Genomic DNA, 16030 nt, shown 5'->3' on the forward strand with positions numbered 1-16030 from the left:
AACGCTTCGTGAGCGAAATCACCCCGCAGCTGCTGGCCTTGCAGCTGGTGTCCGGCATCGGGCTGGGCGCGATCTACGCGCTGCTGGCGATCGGCCTGTCGCTGATCTTCGGCATGCTGACGGTCGTGAACTTCGCGCACGGCGCGTTCTTCATGGTGGGCGCCTTCCTGGGCGTCTACTTCCAATCGCTCACCGGGAGCTTCTTCCTGAGCCTGGTCGTCACGCCCCTCGTGGTGGGCGTGATCGGCCTGCTCTCGGAGCGCTTCCTGGTGCGCCCGCTGTACGGGCGCGGCATCGACTACCCGCTGCTGCTCACGTTCGGCCTGAGCTACGTGCTGATCGAGGCCATGCGCGTCATGTTCGGCATCGAGGGCGTGCCCTCGTCCACGCCGTCCGCGCTGCGCGGCGCGGTCAACCTGGGCTTCGGCCATTTCCCGCTGTACCGCCTGGCCCTGATCGGCGCGACCGCGGCGGTGGTGGTGGCGCTGTGGCTGTTCATCGAGAAGACCCGCTACGGCCTGATCATCCGCGCCGGCTCGCGCGACCCGGAGATCGTGCGGGTGCTGGGCATCGACGTCTCCAAGGTGTGGCTGATGGTCTTCGGCATCGGCACCGCCATCGCCGGCCTGTCCGGCGTGCTGGCCGCCCCGACCCGCGCGGTCAACCCCGAGATGGGCATCTCGGTGCTGGCCGAGTCCTTCGTGGTGACGGTGGTCGGAGGCATGGGCTCGCTGCCTGGCGCGGTCGTCGCCGGCCTGCTGGTGGGGGTCGTGTTCAGCCTGACCTCCCTGCTGGCGCCGCCGCTGGCCGAGCTGTCGATCTTCGTGCTGATGGCCCTCGTGCTGCTGGTGCGGCCCCAGGGGCTGTTCGGCAAGGCCGGCTTCATGTCGTGAGCGGAAAGGGCTCCACCGGATGTCTTCCCTCTATTTCCTGATCAAGCGCCACCGCGTGGCGGCGACGCTGGTCTTCCTGCTCGTGTTCCCGCTGCTGATGCCCTACGAGGCGCTGGCGGTGAACATTCTGATCTTCGGCCTGTTCGCCATGGGCTTCAACCTGCTGTTCGGGTACACCGGCCTGCTGTCGTTCGGCCATGCCGCCTTCCTCGGCGTGGGCAGCTACCTCACCGGCATGGGCATCGTGCACGCCAAGATGCCGTGGGGCCTGGCGATCCTGGTGGGCGTCGTCGCCGCCACGGTGGTGGGCGCGGCGGTGGGCTGGCTCGCCATCCGCACCCGCGGCATCTACTTCGCCATGGTGACCCTGGCGCTGGGCCAGATCCTGTACTACGCCTTCTACAAGGCCGAGGCCTGGACCGGCGGCGAGAACGGCCTGCGCGGGGTGACCGTGCCGGTGCTCGACGTCGGCGGCTTCAAGCTGGACTTCACCCAGCCCACGACCAAGTACTACGTGATCTTCGTCTTCGTCGCGGCGGCGGTGTGGCTGGTCTCGCGCATCCTGGCCTCGCCGTTCGGCGCGGTGATGGAGGCGATCCGCGAGAACGAGAAGCGCGCCGCGGCCTGCGGCTACGACGTGCAGCGCTCCAAGCTGCTGGTGTTCACGCTCTCCGCGGGCCTGTGCGGCCTGGCCGGCTCGCTGCGCGCGCTGCACCTGTCGGTGGTGCCGGTGGATTCGCTGCATTACCTGCAGTCCGGCCACGCGGTGATGATGTCCCTGCTGGGGGGCATGGGCACCTTCTTCGGGCCCTTCGTCGGCGCGGCCGTCTTCCTGTACCTGGAGGACGTGATCACCACCCTCACGCGCCACTGGATGGCGGTGCTGGGGGTCATCTTCATGCTGTTCGTGCTGTTCTTCCCGCGCGGGATCTGGGGCACGACCATCCACTCGATCGAGCGGCGCCTGGGTGCCCGCGGCGCGGAGCGTCCATGAGCGACATCATTCTCGAGGCCCGCAACGTCAGCAGGCACTTCGGCCGCTTCAAGGCCCTGAACGACATCTCGGTCAAGTTCAAGGCCGGCGAGCTGTGCGCCATCATCGGCCCCAACGGCGCCGGCAAGAGCACCTTCTTCAACCTCCTGAGCGGCTCGCTGCCGCCGACCACGGGGCAGGTGCTGTTCCGCGGTGACGATGTCTCGAACCTGGCGCAGCACGAGTACGCGCGTCGCGGCATCGCCAAGAGCTTCCAGATCACGAACGTGTTCAAGCAGCTCACCGCGCACGAGAACGTGCGGGTGGCGGCGCAGATGCGCGCCTCGCGCTTCGACTTCCTCACGCCGCGCTCGAAGCTGAAGGACGCCGCCGCCCGGGCCGACGCGCTGCTCGAACGCGTGGGCCTGGCCGACCTGCGCCACCGCGTCGCCGCCGACATGGCCCACGGCCAGCAGCGCGCGCTGGAGGTGGCGATGGCGCTGGCGGCCGAGCCGCAGCTGCTGCTGATGGACGAACCCACCGCCGGCATGTCGCCGGAGGAGACGGTGGTGATGATGGACCTGATCACGAAGCTCGCCGCCGAGCGCACCGTGATCCTCGTGGAGCACAAGATGAAGCTCGTGATGGGCATCTGCAAGCGCCTGATCGTGCTGCACCACGGCGAGTTCCTCGCCGAGGGCGCGCCCGAGGACATCCGCGCGAACGACGAAGTGCGTCGCGTCTACCTGGGGCAGGGGTGATGGCGATGCCGAAGTTGCTCGAAGTCCGCGGCCTCAACGCCTGGTACGACCGCAGCCACGTGGTGCAGGATGTCTCGTTCGAGGTCCGCGCCGGGGAGATCGTCACGCTCATGGGCCGCAACGGCGCCGGCAAGACGACGACGCTGCGCACGCTGATGGGGCTGCTGGCCCGCAGCAAGGGCGAGATCCTGTTCGACGGCCAGCCGCTGCACGGCCAGCCGGCGCATGTCCGCTACCACCGCGGCCTGGCCTATGTGCCCGAGGACCGGCGCATCGTGCCGGGCCTGACGGTGCGCGAGAACCTGCAGCTGGGGCTGATCGCCAGCTCGCGCAGCTCGCAGATGGAGGCGATGGTCGACGAGATCGCCACCATCTTCCCGCGGCTGAAGGAGCGCCTGACGCAGGAGGCCACCTCGATGTCCGGCGGCGAGCAGCAGATGCTGGCGATCGCCCGGGCGATGATGGCCAAGCCCAAGATGATCCTGCTGGACGAGCCGTCCGAGGGCATCATGCCGCTGCTGGTGCACGAGATGTTCGAGCTGTTCGCGCGCATGAAGCGCGAGGGCACGACCATCCTGCTGGTGGAGCAGAACGTGGAGCGCGCCCTGTCCATCTCGGACCGTGCCTACGTGCTGGACCAGGGCCAGATCGTGCACGAGGGCACGGCGGCCGACCTCCTGGCGGACACCGAGATCCAGAACCGGTATTGCGCGGTCTGAGCCCGGCGGGGCAGGCGGGGTGGGCCTGCCTCGAAGTGCCGTGACACGAGCCGGGGGCTCGCGCGCGCAAACCCGGCGTCAGCCCTTGGCCGCGCGCACCGCCAGCACCGCCGCGCGCAGCGCCAGCTCGTAGCTGTCGGCGCCGAAGCCGGCGATCTGGCCGCGGGCGATGGGGGCGATCACCGAGTGGTGGCGGAACTCCTCGCGCGCGTGGATGTTGGACATGTGCACCTCGATGATCGGGCAGGCCAGGATGGCCAGCGCGTCGCGGATGCCGTAGCTGTAATGCGTCCAGGCGCCGGCGTTGATCAGCACCGCGTCGACCTGCTCGGCGTGGGCCTGGTGGATGCGCTCGACCATCGCGCCCTCGAAGTTGCTCTGGAAGCATTCCACTTCGACGCCCAGCTCCTTGGCCAGGGCCGCCAGGCGCGCGTCGATCTCGGCCAGCGTGATCGTGCCGTAGTGCTTCGGGTCACGCTTGCCGAACATGTTCAGGTTGATGCCGTTGAGGCTCAGTATCTTCATGGGGGGTCCTTGCAGGTGTCGGTGGGAATGCGGCCGGATTATCCCCGCGGGTCCAGCAGCGGCGCCCACTCGGGCCCGCAGGGCGCCTCGATCGCCAGCATTCCGCCGGCCCCGGGCAGGGCCAGGTGGTGGGCATGCAGCCACAGGCGCGCCGTCCCCAGCCACTGCGCCACCGCGCGGTTGTGGGCGCCCTTGCCGTGGGTGCTGTCGCCCACCAGGGGGTGGGCGATGTGCTTGAAGTGGCGGCGGATCTGGTGCTGCCGACCGGTCAGGGGCTGCGCCTCCACCAGCGCATAGCGGCTGGTGGGGTGGCGGGGGTCGACGCTGAAGGGCCAGTCGAAGCACGCCAGCCGCCGGTACTGGGTCACCGCCTCCAGGTGCGGCTGCCCCGCCGAGGGCTTCTCGTGGTCGCGGGCCAGCGGGTGGTCGATGGTGCCGGCCTCGGGCGGCCAGCCGCGCACCAGGGCGAAGTAGCGCTTCACCACCCGGCCCTCCTGGAAGGCCAGCCCCAGCTCGCGCGCCGCCTCGGCGCTGCGGGCGAAAAGCAGCACGCCGCTGGTGGCCTTGTCCAGGCGGTGCGCCGGCCACAGGCGCTCGCCGAGCTGCGCCTGCAGCAGGTCCAGCGCGTTGCGGTCCTCCTGGGCGTCCAGGCTGGTGCGGTGCACCAGCAGGCCGGCGGGCTTGTCGATGGCGACCTGGTGCGCGTCGAGGTGCAGGATGCGCAGGATCACGGCGCCGTCACCGCAGGCCCGCCGGGTCGGCGAGGGCCCGGGCCAGGGCCTGGTCGAACGCGGCCGGCGCCTCGAACTGCACCCAGTGCCCGGCGCCCTCGAGGAAGCACTGCGAGGCCAGGGTGGGCACGGCGGCGAAGGTGGCCTCCAGCTCGGGGAGGCGGGCGCGGAACAGGGCGTCCTCGCGGCCGTAGATCATGTGGACCGGGCAGCGCACCCGCTGCAGCACGCCGGCCAGCGCGCCGCTCTGGGCCAGGCGGCGCTTGCGCAGGCGGTCGCGCGCCAGGTTGGCGCCGTGGATGCCCTCGGCCAGCGGGGTGATGGCCTCGGGCGCGTGCAGCATCAGCGCCCCGAGGTTGTGGCGGTGGATGCGGGCGCGCTCGGCGTCGTCCTGCAGGTGCCGCCATTCGAGCAGGCGCACCGGGCTGGGGCCGGGCGGCAGCAGGGGCGTGCCCACCACCACCAGCCGGCGCAGGCCGGGCGGCGCGGTCTCGGCCACCAGGCCGGCGACCAGGCCGCCCATGGAGAAGGCCACCAGGTCGAAGGCGCGACCCTGCAGCAGCTGCCGGATGCCGGCGGCCACCGGCGGCGCGAGCGCGTCGGAGTCGCCGCCGGTGGCGGGCAGGTCGGAGTCGCCGAAACCGGGCAGGTCCGGGATCCAGGCCTCGCGGCCGGCCGCCGCCAGGGCCTCGATGTTGCGCACCCAGTGCGCCCAGCTGCCGCTGCCGCCGTGCAGCAGCACCACCGGCTCGCCGCCGGCCGGGCCCCAGGCATGCCACACCGTGCGGCGGCCCTCGAACAGGGTCTCATGGGCGCGGGCGCCGGCGAGGACGGCAAGGGCTTCGGGCGGCAGGTCGGCGGACAGGGGGCGGGCGTGCATGCCCGCAGTGTGGCATGGGCGTCGTGAGCGCTCAGGTCGCCGGCGGGACCCGGCGCTGCGTCAGCACGCGCACCGCGCCGGCCTCCTGCGCCACCCAGGCCAGGGCGAGGCCGCCGCCCGCCAGGCGCGTGCCCAGCGTGTCGGGCGGCGCGGTCACGGTGAAGGGCTCGTCCACCGGCTCGCCGGCGGGGTTGTAGCGCTGCCCGAGCAGCAGCCCGGGCTCGGCGGCCCACAGGGTCACGTAGTCGCCGCCGCGCAGGGCTACCGCGAGGTCGGGGATGGCCAGCAGCGGCCGCGGCGCCTGCCCCAGGCCCAGGGCGTCGAAGCGCTGGCTGTACGGGTCCACCACGTTCTGCGCCGCTTCGCCCCGCGTGCCGGCGAACAGCACGCCGCCCCGGCGCACCAGGTCCAGCACGAAGGAGCCCACGGGCAGGGTGCCGCGCAGCGGCAGGCCCAGCGGGCGCGGCACCTCGATCTGCGTGAGGTCGGCGTACAGGCGGCCGTCGTCGTCGCGGCGGTGCGCGCTGGCGATCCAGCCGCCCTCGTCCAGCGGCGTGAGCCGCAGGGCGCGCGGCAGGTCCGCCTGCGGCACCTCGCCGCGGGGCAGGTGCTGGATCCATCCCAGGGGCTCGGCGTCGGCCGCCAGGCGCAGGATGCGCCAGGCCGGCTGCCGGCCGAAGTAGCTGCCCGGGGCGAAGCGCCACCCTAGGAGGACCGCGCCGTCCGGCCCGGCCGCCGCCACCAGCGGGCCGGCGAGCTGGTCGGACCGCGGGTAGAAGCGGGTGGTGCGCAGCTGGTCGACCAGGCGCGGGCTGGCGAGCAGGCTGCCGTCCAGCCGGAAGGCGAGGCTGTAGATGGCGTAGGTCGCCGTGGCCGGGTCGGGTGGCTGGACCGGGTCCAGCGCCAGGAAGCCCGCCACCACCCGGCCCTCGGGCAGCACCGCGGCGGCGATGTCCAGGGCGCTGGCCACGGGGAAGTCCAGGGCCAGGCGGACGGGGCCGGCCAGGCGGCGGCCCTCGGCGTCCAGGGCCTGCAGCCAGAGGGTCCAGGGGGGCGGCGGGTCGGCGTCCGGTGGGGTGTCCGGGTGGGGGCAGTCGCGGGCGGCCCACACCACCGCATGGCCGCCGCCGGCCAGCCCGCCGACGGCGCGCACCACGCGCTCGCCGCAGGCGGCTGCGTCCAGCACCTCCAGCGGGCCGGGCTCCAGGGCGCCCGGCGTGGCCGCGGCGGTGGCCAGGTCCTTCGCGGGGCTGGCCGGGGAGGGCGCTGTGGCCGGCGGCGCATTGCCGCCGCCACCGCCGCAGGCGGCGAGCAGCGCGCCCACGGGCACCAGGGCGAGCGGGGCGAGCAGGGCGCGGCGGGTCGGCAGGGGACGCGGGGTCGTCGGGGGCTTCGGTGGCGTCGGCGGGCGGGGGTGCATGGCGGCTCCTGGGGTTGGACCGTCGCAGCCTGGACCGGGGGGCGGCACCGTCGTGTCGGCGCCCGCGCCGAGCTGGCGCAGGCGCGGCCGAAGCAGAGGTCGCACCATCGCGGCGCGCCGCGAGGGCCTCGATGCACCAACTCGGCCGCCCGGTGCGGCGCCATTGCCTCAATTCGGTGCGGAATGCGCGGCGCCTCGCGCACCAAATCGGGCATCAATCTTGCTGATGTGGTGCGCCGCGCACCAGTGAGGGGGCGCTTTTCTGTTTTCTGGAGGAGACAATGGATCAGGTCAAGCAGGGCACGGACGCCCTGTTCATTCTGCTGGGCGCCATCATGGTGCTCGCCATGCACGCCGGCTTCGCGTTCCTGGAGCTGGGCACCGTGCGCAAGAAGAACCAGGTGAACGCGCTGGTGAAGATCCTGGTGGACTTCGCGGTGTCGACCGTCGCCTACTTCTTCGTCGGCTACACCGTGGCCTACGGCACCAGCTTCTTCACCGGCGCCGAAGCGCTGTCCGCCAAGAACGGCTACGAGCTGGTGAAGTTCTTTTTCCTGCTCACGTTCGCCGCGGCGATTCCCGCCATCGTCTCCGGCGGCATCGCCGAGCGCGCCCGCTTCTACCCGCAGCTGATCGCCACCGCCGTGCTGGTGGGTCTGGCGTACCCGCTGTTCGAGGGGGCGGTGTGGGCCAACAAGTTCGGCTTCCAGGACTGGGTGAAGTCCGTCACCGGCTTCGAGTTCCATGACTTCGCCGGCAGCGTGGTGGTGCACGCGGTGGGCGGCTGGATCGGCCTGGCCGCCGTGCTGTGGCTCGGCCCGCGCAGCAACCGTTACCGCAAGGACGGCGCGATGAGCGCGCACCCGCCCTCCAGCATCCCCTTCCTGGCGCTGGGCGCCTGGATCCTGGCGGTGGGCTGGTTCGGCTTCAACGTCATGAGCGCGCAGACCATCGACAAGATCTCCGGCCTGGTGGCGGTCAACTCGCTGATGGCGATGGTGGGCGGCACCCTGGTGGCCGTCCTCATGGGCCGCAACGACCCCGGCTTCGCCTACAACGGCCCGCTGGCCGGCCTGGTGGCCGTGTGCGCCGGCTCCGACCTGATGCACCCCGCCGGCGCGCTGGTGGTGGGCGGCGTGGCCGGCGCCATCTTCGTGTGGATGTTCACCCTCACGCAGAACAAGTGGAAGATCGACGACGTGCTGGGCGTGTGGCCCCTGCATGGCCTGTGCGGCGCCTGGGGCGGCATCGCCTGCGGCATCTTCGGCCAGAAGGCGCTGGGCGGCATCGGCGGCGTGGGCCTGGGCGCGCAGGCGCTGGGCACGCTGGTGGCCGTGGCCTGGGCCCTGGCCGCGGGCCTGGCGGTCTACGGCGTGCTGCGCGCCACCATGGGACTGCGGCTGTCGCAGGAGGAGGAGTACGAGGGCGCCGACCTCACCATCCACCGCATCGGCGCGACGCCGGACCGCGAAGTCAGCTGGTGAGCGGCGGTTGCTGCCAATGAAAACGGGGCCCTCGGGCCCCGTTTTTTTTTACTCGTCGACCGATTCTCCTGGGGCCTCCTGGTCGATGCGCTCCATGTTCTCCAGCAGCTTCATCAGGTAGTGCAGGGCGTGGGTGATGTCGCCCAGCGAAAAGCCCTCGAGCGCGTCGGCGTAGTAATCGTGGATCTTGGGCTGCGCGTCCTGCAGCCAGACCTTGCGGCCGGCCTTCGTCATCACCACCAGGCGGGAGCGGCGGTCGCGGCCGTCCTGCTTCATCTCGATGCGGCCGTCGCGCTCCATGCGGTTCAACACCCCCGCCAGGTTCTGCCGGCTCACCATCAGGTAACGGGCCAGCTCGCCGATGCCCATGCCGCCATCGGCCTCGGTCCGCGACAGCGCGCCCAGCACCGCCCACTGCTGCGTGGTGAGGCCTTCCGCGGCCACCGCGCGGCTGCCGGTTTTATGCAATAGGTTGGTACATTGATAGAGCCGGAAGAACAGCCGATTGGCCAGCTCGAATCGCGCAGCCTTCTCCGTGTCATTAGGGGAAACCATCATGCTTGTCCGGGTTTCGGGCTTGCGCCCGGAAAAATCTGCCGCCTAGAATACGACAACACATTGTCATAACTCGGTGGTCCTCCAAGGGTTGTGGCGAGCATACCAACCTTCTGGGAAATGGAGCGTTCCATGAGCAAATTGATCGGCAAGACCGTGATCGTCACGGGCGGCGGCGGCGGCATCGGCGGGGCGACCTGCGTCCGGTTCGCGGCCGAGGGCGCCAAGGTGGCGGTGTTCGACATGAACCTGGATGCGGCCCGCAAGGTCGTCGACCGCATCGCCACCACCGGCGGCCAGGCGGCTGCCTTCAAGTGCGACATCACGAACCGCGCCGAGGTCGAGGCGGCGGTGGCGGGCGCCGAGGCGCAGCTGGGCCCGATCGACGTGCTGGTGAACAACGCCGGCTGGGACGTCTTCAAGCCCTTCACCAAGACCGTGCCCGCCGAGTGGGACAAGCTGATCGCCATCAACCTCACCGGCGCGCTGCACATGCACCACGCCGTGCTGCCGGGGATGGCCGAGCGCAAGTCCGGCCGCATCGTCAACGTGGCCTCGGACGCCGCCCGCGTGGGCTCCTCCGGCGAGGCCGTCTACGCTGCCTGCAAGGGCGGGCTGGTGGCCCTGTCCAAGACCCTGGCGCGCGAGCATGCCCGCCACGGCATCACCGTCAACGTGGTCTGCCCCGGCCCCACCGACACCGCGCTGCTCGCCGGCGTGGTCGAGGGCGCGGGCAACCCCGAGAAGCTGATCGAGGCCTTCACCAAGGCCATCCCGCTGGGCCGCCTGGGCAAGCCCGAGGACCTGGCCGGCGCCATCGCCTTCCTGGGCAGCGACGACGCGTCCTTCATCACCGGCCAGGTGCTGAGCGTGTCCGGCGGCCTGACCATGGCGGGCTGAGCCCGCCGCAACCCGAACCCCGAGAGAGCCAGATGCAATTCGAAGACATCCTGTACGAAGTCCGCAACGGCGTGGCGTGGATCACCATCAACCGCCCGGACAAGATGAACGCCTTCCGCGGCACCACCTGCGACGAGATCATCAAGGCCCTGAACAAGGCCGGCTATGACCGCAACGTCGGCTGCATCGTGCTGGCCGGCGCCGGCGACCGGGCCTTCTGCACCGGCGGCGACCAGTCCGCGCACGACGGCAACTACGACGGCCGCGGCACCATCGGCCTGCCGATGGAGGAGCTGCACACCGCCATCCGCGACGTGCCCAAGCCCGTCATCGCCCGCGTCCAGGGCTTCGCCATCGGCGGCGGCAACGTGCTGTGCACCATCTGCGACCTCACCATCTGCTCCGACAAGGCCATCTTCGGCCAGGTCGGCCCGAAGATGGGGTCGGTGGACCCCGGCTACGGCACCGCCTTCCTGGCCCGCGTGGTCGGCGAGAAGAAGGCCCGCGAGATCTGGTACCTGAACAAGCGCTACTCCGGCGAAGAAGCCGTGGCCATGGGCCTGGCCAATATCTGCGTGCCGCACGAGCAGCTCGACGCCACGGTGCAGGAGTGGGCCGAGACCATCTGCGAGCGCAGCCCCACCGCCATCGCCATCGCCAAGCGCAGCTTCAACATGGACACCGCCCACCAGTCCGGCATCGCCGGCATGGGCATGTACGCGCTCAAGCTGTACTACGACACCGACGAATCCCGCGAGGGCGTGAACGCGCTGAAGGAAAAGCGCAAGCCCGACTTCCGCAAGTACGCCAAGTGAGCACGGAGCCGGCCGCATGAATCCCTACATCGACGAAGACCTGCAGGCGCTGTCGGACCACGCGCGGCGCTTCGCCCGCGAGCGCGTCGCTCCCGGCTTCCTGGAGCGTGACCAGACCCGCGTGCTCGATCGCCGCCTGATGGCGGAAATGGGCGAGATGGGCTTCATCGCCCCCGAGCTGCCGGAGGAATTCGGCGGCCAGGGCCTGGGCCGCCTCGCCGCCGGCGTGATCCACGAGGAGATCGCCCGCGCCGACCTGAGCCTCTCGTACATCAACCTGCTCGCTTCCCTGAACGGGCAGATCCTCGCCGAGCACGGCCGGCCCGAGGTGGTGCGCCCCTGGCTGGAGCGCCTGACGCAGGGCAAGGCGCTGCTCGCCATCGCCCTCACCGAGCCGCGCGGCGGCTCCGACGCCGCCAACCTGCGCCTGCGGGTGGAGCGCGTGGGCGACGAGTACGTGATCAACGGCGAGAAGACCTCGATCTCCGCCGCCGACCAGGCCGACGCCGTCGTCGTCTTCGGCCGCACCGGCCCGGTGGACGCCGGCGCCCATGGCGTGAGCGCCTTCCTGGTGCCGGCCGATGCGCCCGGCCTCACCCGCAACCGCTTCGACTGCCATGGCCAGCGCGCCATCGGCCGCGGCTCCCTGTTCTTCGAGAACGTGCGCGTGCCGGCCAGCCACCGCCTCGGCGACGAGGGCAAGGGCTTCGTGCAGGTGATGCAGGGCTTCGACTTCTCGCGCGCGCTGATCGGCCTGCAGGTGCTGGCCGTGGCCCGCGTGGCGCTGGAGGAAACCTGGGAGTACGTGGCCCAGCGCGAGGCCTTCGGCAAGCCGCTGTCGGCCTTCCAGGGCGTCTCGCACCCGCTGGCCGACTACGACACCCAGGTCGAGGGCGCGCGCCTGCTGTGCCTGCAGACGCTGTGGCTCAAGGACAAGGGCCTGCCGCACACCGCCGAGGCCGCCATGTGCAAGTGGTGGGGCCCCAAGCTCGCCTACGACGTGATCCACCAGTGCCTGCTGTGCTTCGGCCACGGCGGCTACGACCGCGGCGTGATGGAGCAGCGCCTGCGCGACGTGCTGGGCTTCCAGATCGGCGACGGCACGGCCCAGATCATGAAGACCATCGTCGCGCGCACCCGGGCCGGGCGCAGCGCCGTGCCGGCCTGACACTTCACGTCCACCGAGACAGCGAACCAGAACCAAGGAGACAAGCGTGGAATTCGATGCCGTCCTGATCCCCCCGCGCCGCGCCGCCATGGTCGCCCAGGGCCACTGGCGTGACCGCACCATCAACGACGACCTGCAGGCCTGCCTGCAGGAATGCCCGGACAAGGTGGGCCTGACCGCCTACCGCAGCGAGGGCGGCGCCGTCACCCGCATGACCTACCGCGAGATGGCGCGCATGGCCGACCGCATCGCGGTGGGCCTGCACCGTCTGGGCGTGCGTCGCAACGACATCGTGGCCTGCCAGCTGCCGAACTGGTGGCAGTTCACCCTGACCTACCTGGCCTGCATCCGCATCGGCGCGGTGATGAACCCGCTGATGCACATCTTCCGCGAGCGCGAGCTGGGCTTCATGCTGCAGCACGGCGAGGCCAAGGTGATGATCGCCCCGCGCAGCTTCCGCGGCTTCGACTTCGAGAAGATGGTGGAGGGCCTCAAGCCCACGCTGCCGCACCTGCAGCACCTGGTGATCGTCGACGGCCAGGGCGACAACAGCTTCGAGAAGCTGCTGTCCGGCCCGAAGTGGGAGGAGGCTGCCGACGCCGCCCAGGTCCTCGACGGCAACCGCCCCGGGGGCGACGACATCACGCAGTTGATCTACACCTCCGGCACCACCGGCGAGCCCAAGGGCGTGATGCACTCGGCCAACACCACGATGGCCAACATCATTCCCTACGCCGAGCGCCTGGCCCTGGGCCGGGACGACGTGGTCCTCATGGCCTCGCCCATGGCTCACCAGACCGGTTTCATGTACGGCCTGATGATGCCCATCATGCTGCGCGCCAGCGCGGTGCTGATGGACGTCTGGGACCCCAAGCGCGCGGTGCAGGTGATCCGGGAAGAGGGCGCCAGCTTCACCATGGCCTCCACGCCGTTCCTCACCGACCTCACGCGCACGGTGGCCGAGGAGAAGCTGCCGGTGCCCACGCTCAAGACCTTCCTGTGCGCCGGCGCGCCCATCCCCGGCCCGCTGGTGGAACAGGCCCGCGCGGTGCTGGGCACCAAGATCGTCTCGGCCTGGGGCATGACCGAGAACGGCGCCGTCACCCTGATCCACCTCACCGACGACGACCAGCGCGCCTTCACCACCGACGGCGTGGCCCTGCCCGGCGTCGAGCTGAAGGTGGTGGATGTGGACGGCCGCACGCTGCCCGCCGGCGAGCCCGGCCGGCTGCTGGTGCGCGCCTGCTCCAATTTCGGCGGCTACCTCAAGCGGCCGCAGTGGAACAACATCGACGCCGAGGGCTGGTTCGACACCGGCGACCTGGCGCGCATGGACGCCCAGGGCTACATCCGCATCACCGGCCGCAGCAAGGACGTGATCATCCGCGGCGGCGAGAACATCCCCGTGGTGGAGATCGAGTCGCTCCTGTACCGCCACCCCGCGGTGGCCCAGGCCGCGATCGTGGCCTACCCCGACGAGCGCCTGGGCGAGCGCGCCTGCGCGGTGGTCGTCACCAAGCCGGGCCAGTCGTTCACGATGGAAGCCATGGTGGCCTACCTGAAGGAGCAGAAGGTGGCCATGCAATACATCCCCGAGAAGCTGGTGGTGCAGGAGGCCATGCCCTCCACGCCCTCGGGAAAGATCCAGAAATTCAAGCTGCGCGAGCAGGTCCGGGCGATGGCGCCGTGAGAGCGCCAGGCCGCATTCCTTCCACCCCCCACGAGGAGACAACCGTGAACCAACCCCGCAACCTGCGCCGCACCCTGGTCGGCGCCACCCTGGCGCTAGGCGCCCTGGCCGCCGCCGTGCCCGCCTTCGCGCAGGCCAGCTGGCCCACCCGCCCGATCCGCATCGTCGTCGGCTTCGCGCCCGGCGGCACCACCGACGTCATGGCCCGCCTGGTGGCGCAGCAGCTCACCGAGTCGCTGGGCCAGAGCGTGGTGATCGACAACAAGCCCGGCGCCAGCGGCAACATCGCCGCCGCCGAGGTGGTGCGCGCCACCGACGCCCACACCTTCCTGATCGCGCCGACCTCGTTCGAGACGGCCAACCCCTACCTGTTCAAGTCCACCCTGCTGCCCTCGCGCGACCTCACGCCGGTGGCCGGCATCGGCCGCACGCAGATGTACCTGGTGGCCAAGCCCCAGTCCACCGCGAAGAACGCGCGCGAGCTGGTGGAGCAGGCCAGGGCCAACCCGGACAAGATGTCCTACGCCTCGGCCGGCGCCGGCACGCCGCCCCACCTGGCCTGCGAGCTGTTCAAGAAGGCGGCCAGCATGCCGGTCACCCACGTGCCCTATCGCGGCGCGGCCCCGGCGCTGCAGGACGTGCTGTCCGGCCAGGCCGACTTCGTCTGCGACCCCGGCATCGCCTTCCCCCACATCCGCACCGGCAAGGCCAAGCTCCTGGGGGTCGTGAGTTCCAAGCGCTCGCCCTTCTTCCCCGAGGTGCCCACGCTCGCCGAGCAGGGCATCCCCGGCGCCGACCTGGACATCTGGTTCGGCCTGTGGGCGCCCAACGGCACCCCGGCCGACGTGGTGGCCCGCGTGAACCGCGAGGTCGCCAAGGCCCTCACCAATGCCACCCTCAAGGCCCGCTATGCGGACCTCGGCGGCGAGGCGATCCATGTGGAAACCGCGGACTTCAAGCGCCTGCTGGTCAACGAGGGCAACGTGCTGTCCGCGCTGATCAAGGAACAGAAGATCTCGGTCGACTGACGCCGCGACCCGCCACCCCGCTGGAGACGACACGATGGACGAACCCCTCCTGCTGCAGGAACGCCACGGGCGCGTGGCTCTGCTGCGCCTGAACCGGCCGGCGCAGCTCAATGCGCTGAACGACGCGCTGATGGACGCCCTGGGCGAGGCCCTGCGCGCGCTCGACGCCGACGACGGGGTGGGGGCCATCGTGCTCACCGGCAATGCCAAGGCCTTCGCCGCCGGCGCGGACATCGCGGCGATGGCCGAGTGGAGCTACATGGACGTCTACCAGTCGTCCTTCATCACCCGCAACTGGGAGGCGGTGCGCCAGGTGCGCAAGCCGGTGCTGGCGGCGGTGGCCGGCTTCGCCCTGGGTGGCGGCTGCGAGCTGGCGCTGGCCTGCGACCTGATCGTCGCCGCCGAGTCCGCCCGCTTCGGCCTGCCCGAGGTGAAGCTGGCCCTGCTGCCGGGCGCCGGCGGCACCCAGCGCCTGCCGCGCGCCATCGGCAAGGCCAAGGCGATGGACCTGTGCCTGTCGGGCCGCCTGCTCGACGCGCAGGAGGCCGACCGCTACGGCCTGGTGTCGCGCGTGGTGCCGGACGACCAGCTGCTGGAGGCTACGATGGCGCTCGCGGCGCAGGTGGCGGCCTACTCGCTGCCGGCGCTGATGGCGATCAAGGAAAGCGTCAACCGCGCCTGGGAGTCCAGCCTCGCCGAAGGCGTGCTGTTCGAGCGGCGCGAGCTGTACGCCCGCTTCGCCAGCCACGACGCCCGCGAAGGCATGCGCGCCTTCCTCGAGAAGCGCAAGCCGGCCTTCGAGCACCGCTGAAAGAAAGACACAGAGAGAAAGACCCATGGCCCTGGATCCCGAATCGTTCGCCGTCCTGCTGCCCAGCGTGCAGCGCTTCGTGCAGGAGCGCCTCGTTCCCGCCGAGAACCATGTCGAGGAGCACGACGAGGTGCCCGCCGACATCGTGGAAGACATGAAGGCGATGGGCCTGTTCGGCCTGTCGATCCCCGAGGAGTACGGCGGCATCGGCCTGTCGATGGCACAGGAGTGCCAGGTGGCCTACGAGCTGGGTCGCACCGCGCTGGCCTTCCGCTCGGTCTTCGGCACCAACGTGGGCATCGGCTCGCAGGGCATCCTCATGGACGGCACGCCCGAGCAGAAGCAGGCTTACCTGCCGCGCGTGGCCAGCGGCGAGCTGATCATGTCGTTCGCGCTGACCGAGCCCGACGCCGGCTCCGACGCCGCCTCGCTCAAGACCCGCGCCGAACTCGACGGCGACCACTACGTGCTCACGGGCACGAAGCGCTACATCACCAACGCGCCGCGCGCCGGCGCCTTCACGCTGATGGCCCGCACCGGCGGGCCGGGCGCGGGCGGCATCAGCGCCTTCATCGTGCCGGCCGACGCGCCGGGCCTGCGCCTGGGCAAGGTGGACAAGAAGATGGGCCAGCGCGGCACCAAGACCTGCGACGTGATCCTGGAGAACGTGCGCGTGC

The 16030-nt window shown here is 71.0% G+C and carries 17 protein-coding genes; 12 read left to right on the top strand and 5 right to left on the bottom strand.

Features of this window, described 5'->3' with window-relative positions:
• Nucleotides 1-8: 8 nt before the first annotated feature.
• Genes ACT80S_RS05935 through ACT80S_RS05950 form a run of 4 tightly spaced genes read left to right on the top strand, consistent with a single transcriptional unit; the run spans nucleotide 9 to nucleotide 3346 of the window.
• A complete protein-coding gene (locus ACT80S_RS05935) occupies nucleotides 9-893 on the top strand; it encodes a branched-chain amino acid ABC transporter permease (protein WP_377413833.1) in 885 nt (294 codons plus the stop codon).
• A 19-nt stretch (nucleotides 894-912) separates the two neighbouring features.
• Nucleotides 913-1887 carry a branched-chain amino acid ABC transporter permease gene (locus ACT80S_RS05940; RefSeq protein ID WP_377413836.1) on the top strand — a complete coding sequence of 325 codons (975 nt, stop codon included), beginning with the start codon at nucleotides 913-915 and terminating at the stop codon, nucleotides 1885-1887.
• Nucleotides 1884-2627 (top strand): ABC transporter ATP-binding protein, encoded by a 744-nt coding sequence (locus ACT80S_RS05945; RefSeq protein WP_377413839.1) that lies wholly within the window; start codon nucleotides 1884-1886, stop codon nucleotides 2625-2627. Before ACT80S_RS05940 ends, ACT80S_RS05945 begins: the two co-directional genes overlap by 4 nt.
• A 5-nt stretch (nucleotides 2628-2632) precedes the next feature.
• Nucleotides 2633-3346: an ABC transporter ATP-binding protein gene (locus ACT80S_RS05950; RefSeq protein ID WP_377413841.1), complete on the top strand. Its 714-nt coding sequence runs from the start codon at nucleotides 2633-2635 to the stop codon at nucleotides 3344-3346.
• A 78-nt stretch (nucleotides 3347-3424) separates the two neighbouring features.
• Here the strand turns inward: ACT80S_RS05950 and aroQ are convergent, their stop codons facing one another.
• From aroQ to ACT80S_RS05970, 4 genes are read right to left on the bottom strand one after another with little or no spacing between them, the layout of a single operon-like run.
• Nucleotides 3425-3871 carry a type II 3-dehydroquinate dehydratase gene (aroQ, locus tag ACT80S_RS05955; protein ID WP_377413843.1) on the bottom strand — a complete coding sequence of 149 codons (447 nt, stop codon included), beginning with the start codon at nucleotides 3869-3871 and terminating at the stop codon, nucleotides 3425-3427.
• Between the two features lie 38 nt (nucleotides 3872-3909).
• Entirely contained in the window at nucleotides 3910-4602 is a 693-nt protein-coding gene (locus ACT80S_RS05960; protein ID WP_377413845.1) for a pseudouridine synthase, read from the bottom strand.
• 7 nt (nucleotides 4603-4609) lie between these two features.
• Nucleotides 4610-5482 (bottom strand): alpha/beta fold hydrolase, encoded by an 873-nt coding sequence (locus ACT80S_RS05965; RefSeq protein WP_377413848.1) that lies wholly within the window; start codon nucleotides 5480-5482, stop codon nucleotides 4610-4612.
• 31 nt (nucleotides 5483-5513) lie between these two features.
• Nucleotides 5514-6902, bottom strand: coding sequence for a hypothetical protein (locus ACT80S_RS05970; RefSeq protein ID WP_377413850.1), 1389 nt, complete (start codon nucleotides 6900-6902; stop codon nucleotides 5514-5516).
• A 281-nt stretch (nucleotides 6903-7183) separates the two neighbouring features.
• Between ACT80S_RS05970 and ACT80S_RS05975 the strand changes: the two genes are divergently transcribed.
• Nucleotides 7184-8386, top strand: coding sequence for an ammonium transporter (locus ACT80S_RS05975; protein WP_377413852.1), 1203 nt, complete (start codon nucleotides 7184-7186; stop codon nucleotides 8384-8386).
• 48 nt (nucleotides 8387-8434) lie between these two features.
• Here the strand turns inward: ACT80S_RS05975 and ACT80S_RS05980 are convergent, their stop codons facing one another.
• Entirely contained in the window at nucleotides 8435-8941 is a 507-nt protein-coding gene (locus tag ACT80S_RS05980) for a MarR family winged helix-turn-helix transcriptional regulator (RefSeq protein WP_377413901.1), read from the bottom strand.
• A 132-nt stretch (nucleotides 8942-9073) separates the two neighbouring features.
• On the opposite strand from ACT80S_RS05980, the gene badH reads away from it, so the two are divergent.
• The 7 genes from badH to ACT80S_RS06015 form a co-directional block, all read left to right on the top strand.
• The gene (gene badH / locus ACT80S_RS05985) at nucleotides 9074-9841 is read left to right on the top strand and encodes a 2-hydroxycyclohexanecarboxyl-CoA dehydrogenase (protein ID WP_377413856.1); all 768 of its coding nucleotides are present in this window, start codon (nucleotides 9074-9076) and stop codon (nucleotides 9839-9841) included.
• A 32-nt stretch (nucleotides 9842-9873) separates the two neighbouring features.
• Nucleotides 9874-10656: a 2-ketocyclohexanecarboxyl-CoA hydrolase gene (badI, locus tag ACT80S_RS05990; protein WP_377413858.1), complete on the top strand. Its 783-nt coding sequence runs from the start codon at nucleotides 9874-9876 to the stop codon at nucleotides 10654-10656.
• A 16-nt stretch (nucleotides 10657-10672) separates the two neighbouring features.
• Nucleotides 10673-11824 (top strand): cyclohexanecarboxyl-CoA dehydrogenase, encoded by a 1152-nt coding sequence (aliB, locus tag ACT80S_RS05995; protein WP_377413860.1) that lies wholly within the window; start codon nucleotides 10673-10675, stop codon nucleotides 11822-11824.
• A gap of 46 nt (nucleotides 11825-11870) precedes the next feature.
• On the top strand, nucleotides 11871-13514 hold the full coding sequence (gene aliA, locus ACT80S_RS06000; RefSeq protein ID WP_377413862.1) for a cyclohexanecarboxylate-CoA ligase: 1644 nt from the start codon (nucleotides 11871-11873) through the stop codon (nucleotides 13512-13514).
• A 44-nt stretch (nucleotides 13515-13558) separates the two neighbouring features.
• Nucleotides 13559-14542: a tripartite tricarboxylate transporter substrate binding protein gene (locus tag ACT80S_RS06005; RefSeq protein ID WP_377413864.1), complete on the top strand. Its 984-nt coding sequence runs from the start codon at nucleotides 13559-13561 to the stop codon at nucleotides 14540-14542.
• Between the two features lie 34 nt (nucleotides 14543-14576).
• Nucleotides 14577-15353 carry an enoyl-CoA hydratase gene (locus ACT80S_RS06010; protein WP_377413866.1) on the top strand — a complete coding sequence of 259 codons (777 nt, stop codon included), beginning with the start codon at nucleotides 14577-14579 and terminating at the stop codon, nucleotides 15351-15353.
• Between the two features lie 25 nt (nucleotides 15354-15378).
• Nucleotides 15379-16030: acyl-CoA dehydrogenase family protein (locus tag ACT80S_RS06015; protein ID WP_377413868.1), on the top strand; the 652-nt coding region annotated here is incomplete at its 3' end.

This window comes from Ramlibacter sp. MAHUQ-53 (genome assembly GCF_052600055.1).